Source organism: Saccharomonospora halophila 8 (assembly GCF_000383775.1).
Classification (GTDB): Bacteria; Actinomycetota; Actinomycetes; order Mycobacteriales; family Pseudonocardiaceae; genus Saccharomonospora; species Saccharomonospora halophila.
The window spans coordinates 171,633-174,935 of the sequence record NZ_KB912557.1 but is presented as its reverse complement, the minus strand read 5'-3'; the positions used below and the strand labels follow the sequence as shown (position 1 = coordinate 174,935).

Below are 3,303 nucleotides of genomic sequence, written 5' to 3'. Positions count from 1 at the left end.
TCGTTGCGGCTGACGGCCGTGCAGGCCGCCGTGGCCGCCGCGGTCTCCAGCGGGGCCGAAGGGTTGGAGGCCGCGGCCGTGGTGACCGACGCGGAGACCGTCGACGGGAGCTCGGTGGACGCCGTCCGCGACCTGGCCTCCGAGGCCGCGATCCTGCGTGCGGACGCGGCGGGGACCGTGCGGGAGACACTCCGGTGACCGGACCCCCACCGCACACCGCCCCCGAGGGCTCCGGACCCGCCCCCGAGGCCGGTACCGAGGTCGCCGCGCACCGGTCGGGCTTCGCGTGCTTCGTCGGCAGGCCCAACGCCGGCAAGTCGACCCTGACCAACGAGCTGGTGGGCACGAAGGTCGCCATCACCTCGGACAAGCCGCAGACCACCCGGCACGCGATCCGGGGGATCGTCCAGCGCGACGACGCCCAGCTCATCCTCGTCGACACCCCCGGCCTGCACCGGCCGCGCACACTGCTGGGCGAACGGCTCAACGACCTGGTGCACGCCACGTGGGCGGAGGTCGACGTCGTCGGGTTCTGCGTGCCCGCGGACGAGAAGATCGGCCCCGGGGACCGGTTCATCGCCGCCGAACTCGCCAAGATCGCCGGCCGGACGCCGGTGATCGGGGTGGTCACCAAGACCGACCTGGTCGGTCCGGAGCAGGTCGCCCGGCAGCTGCTGGAGCTCCAGGACCTCATGGAGTTCGCCGACCTCGTGCCGGTGTCCGCAGTGGACGGGTACCAGGTCCGGCTCCTGGCCGACCTGCTGGTGGCCCGGCTCCCGGAGGGGCCCGAGCTGTACCCGGACGGCGAGCTCACCGACGAACCGGAACAGACGCTGGTGGCGGAGCTGATCCGGGAGGCGGCGCTGGAGGGCGTGCGCGACGAGCTGCCGCACTCGATCGCGGTGACCATCGAGGAGATGTTCCCGCGCGAGGGCCGGGACGACCTGGTGGACATCTACGCCCACATCCACGTCGAGCGTCAGAGCCAGAAAGGCATCGTGCTGGGCAGCCGGGGCGGCCGGTTGAAGGAGGTCGGCGCGCGGGCCCGCAGGCACATCGAGGCGCTGCTCGGCAGCAAGGTGTATCTGGACCTGCACGTCAAGGTCGCCAAGGACTGGCAACGCGACCCGAAACAACTGCGCAAGCTGGGCTTCTGAGAGTCAGCGGGTACGGTCCCGGTCCCCGGCCGTAGGGGACCGTCCGTGTCCGGTCGGACGCGGATCGGCTACCCTCTCGCCGGATCACGAAGACCTATCTGGGGGAGCGGGCATGACGCATCCGTACAACCAGCCGCCGTACGGCCAGGGGCAGCCGGGACAGGGGCAGCCGGGACAACAGCCGTTCGGTCAGCCACAGCCCGGTCAACCGCAGCCCGGGCAGCCGTACGGGCAGCAACCGCCCGCATTCGGCCAGCCCGCTCCCTCCGGGGGATTCCCGGCAACCCCGGGGCAACAGCCCTTCCCGCAGTCGGGCGGGTTCCCGCCCCAGCAGCCGGGGCAGTTCCAGCCACAGCCGGGCGGCCCCGGTTTTCCGGGCGGGCCGCAGCCCGGGATGGGACCCCGGATGCCGGGGCAGGCCCAGATTCTCGTTCCCGGCTCCCAGATCCAGTTCCCGCACTCCGGGCCGCTGGTGTTGGGCACGATGGGCAGTCGCTTCCTCGCGCGCCTGGTCGACGGCCTGATCATCGGCCTTCCGCTCGGTACCCTCTTCCTGATCATCCAGTTCGCCCTGGCCGGTAGCGGCGCGTGGTGGGTCGGTCTGATCTCCTACCCGGTCATGGCTGTGTCGATGTTCGTCTACGAAGGCGTCATGCTCAGCAGTCGCGGGGCCACCGTGGGCAAGAGTGTGGCCGGACTCAAACTGGTGACGGAACAGTCGGTGACCATGCCCGACGGCGGGACCGGCAGTGGCCCCGCCTTCACCCGGATGGCGACGATGTTCCTCCCGGGACTCGTCCCGTGCATCGGAGGCCTCGTCAGCCTCCTGATGATCCTGTCTCCGTTCTTCGACGAACAGGCACGACAGGGCTGGCACGACAAGGCGGCCAAGACGTACGTGATCTCCACCAAGCCGATGCCGAGGTACTGAGCCGAGCAAGGGCGGTCATGACTGGGACCCCGGGTGCACCGCGGCCGTGGCGCACGCTCCGGCGCACGCCGGTGTTGGTAGGGGTGGCGGCATTGACCACGGTCGCGCTCGGTACCGGGTCCGTGCGCATCCCCTGCTGGTTCTCGGGATTCACGGGCCTGGACTGTCCGTTCTGCGGTGGCAGCCGCGCGCTCGGTGCGCTCCTGGACGCGGATCCGTCCGCCGCCCTCGGGTACAACGCGTTCGCCGTCGCCGTCGTGGTGCCGGTCGTTGTCGTCGTCCTGGTCGCGCTGGGCCGGTGGGAGACGGGGCGTGCCGCGGCCTGGTGGCCGACCGGCCGCCGGGGCAGGCTCCTCGCGGCGTCGCTCGGGGTGCTCACCGTCGGATGGTGGGTCGTGCGCAACATCCCGGCGGTCGGAGTGCCCGCCGTGTGAGGTTGTGGTAGGTCCGGCAGTGGTTCGAGGGTCGGTCGCTCCGCCAACCCCGCTCCCGCTCGGTCGTCGCGGTCTCCCGAACTTCGGACACGGCGGCTTCGAAAGCCTCGTCCGCAGGTGGGTCGCCGCGGCAGCGGGCCAACACCCGTCGCAGCGCGGTGCCGTTGGGGCGGGAAAGGGAAACGTGGCTCGCGGCCACCTGCTCGTCACCGTGGATCACCTCACGATCGTCCCACCTCGCGAACTCGGTCGACCCCGGTGGCCTCGGCGCGCGTGGGACGATGGTGGGGTGAGTCTGTATCGGGACACGGGTGTGGTGCTGCGGGTGCACAAGCTCGGGGAGGCCGACCGCATCATCACCCTGCTCACCCGGCGGCACGGGAAGGTGCGGGCCGTGGCGAAGGGCGTGCGCCGCACCACGTCCCGCTTCGGCGCGCGGCTGGAGCCGTTCGGGCACGTCGACGTGCAGTTCTACACCGGGCGCACGCTCGACGTGATCACCCAGGTGCAGACCGTGGACGCCTTCGCCCTGCCGATCGTGGGCGACTACCAGCGCTACACCTCCGCCAGCGCGATCACCGAGACGGCCGACCGGCTGATCCCCGAGGAGGGCGAGCCGGTACTCAAGCTCTACCTGCTGCTGGTGGGTGCGTTGCGGGCGCTGGCCGAGGGGCGCCGGGACGCCTCGCTGGTGCTGGACGCCTTCCTGCTGCGGTCGACGGCGATCGCCGGGTGGGCCCCCGCGCTCGGCGAGTGCGCACGCTGTGGCACCACGGGCCCG

General features: G+C 71.6%; 5 protein-coding genes and 1 pseudogene. 5 read left to right on the top strand and 1 reads right to left on the bottom strand.

Annotation, left to right across the window (positions count from 1 at the left end):
* Nucleotides 1-198, top strand: a pseudogene (locus tag SACHA_RS0113290) (cytidine deaminase); the annotation flags it as partial.
* Entirely contained in the window at nt 195-1,157 is a 963-nt protein-coding gene (gene era / locus SACHA_RS0113285) for a GTPase Era (RefSeq protein WP_019810553.1), read from the top strand. The pseudogene SACHA_RS0113290 and the gene era, both read left to right, overlap by 4 nt.
* Before the next feature lie 94 nt (nt 1,158-1,251).
* Here the strand turns inward: era and SACHA_RS24550 are convergent, their stop codons facing one another.
* A complete protein-coding gene (locus SACHA_RS24550) occupies nt 1,252-1,617 on the bottom strand; it encodes a hypothetical protein (protein WP_157601688.1) in 366 nt (121 codons plus the stop codon).
* Between the two features lie 24 nt (nt 1,618-1,641).
* Here SACHA_RS24550 and SACHA_RS0113280 point away from each other — a divergent pair, with 24 nt between their 5' ends.
* The 3 genes from SACHA_RS0113280 to recO form a co-directional block, all read left to right on the top strand.
* Nucleotides 1,642-2,088 carry an RDD family protein gene (locus SACHA_RS0113280; RefSeq protein ID WP_232211877.1) on the top strand — a complete coding sequence of 149 codons (447 nt, stop codon included), beginning with the start codon at nt 1,642-1,644 and terminating at the stop codon, nt 2,086-2,088.
* An 83-nt stretch (nt 2,089-2,171) separates the two neighbouring features.
* Complete coding sequence (locus SACHA_RS0113275) at nt 2,172-2,522, top strand: DUF2752 domain-containing protein (protein ID WP_019810549.1); 351 nt, start codon at nt 2,172-2,174, stop codon at nt 2,520-2,522.
* A 289-nt stretch (nt 2,523-2,811) separates the two neighbouring features.
* Nucleotides 2,812-3,303, top strand: a 492-nt coding sequence (gene recO, locus SACHA_RS22035) for a DNA repair protein RecO (RefSeq protein ID WP_019810547.1), incomplete at its 3' end; no start/stop codon positions are given.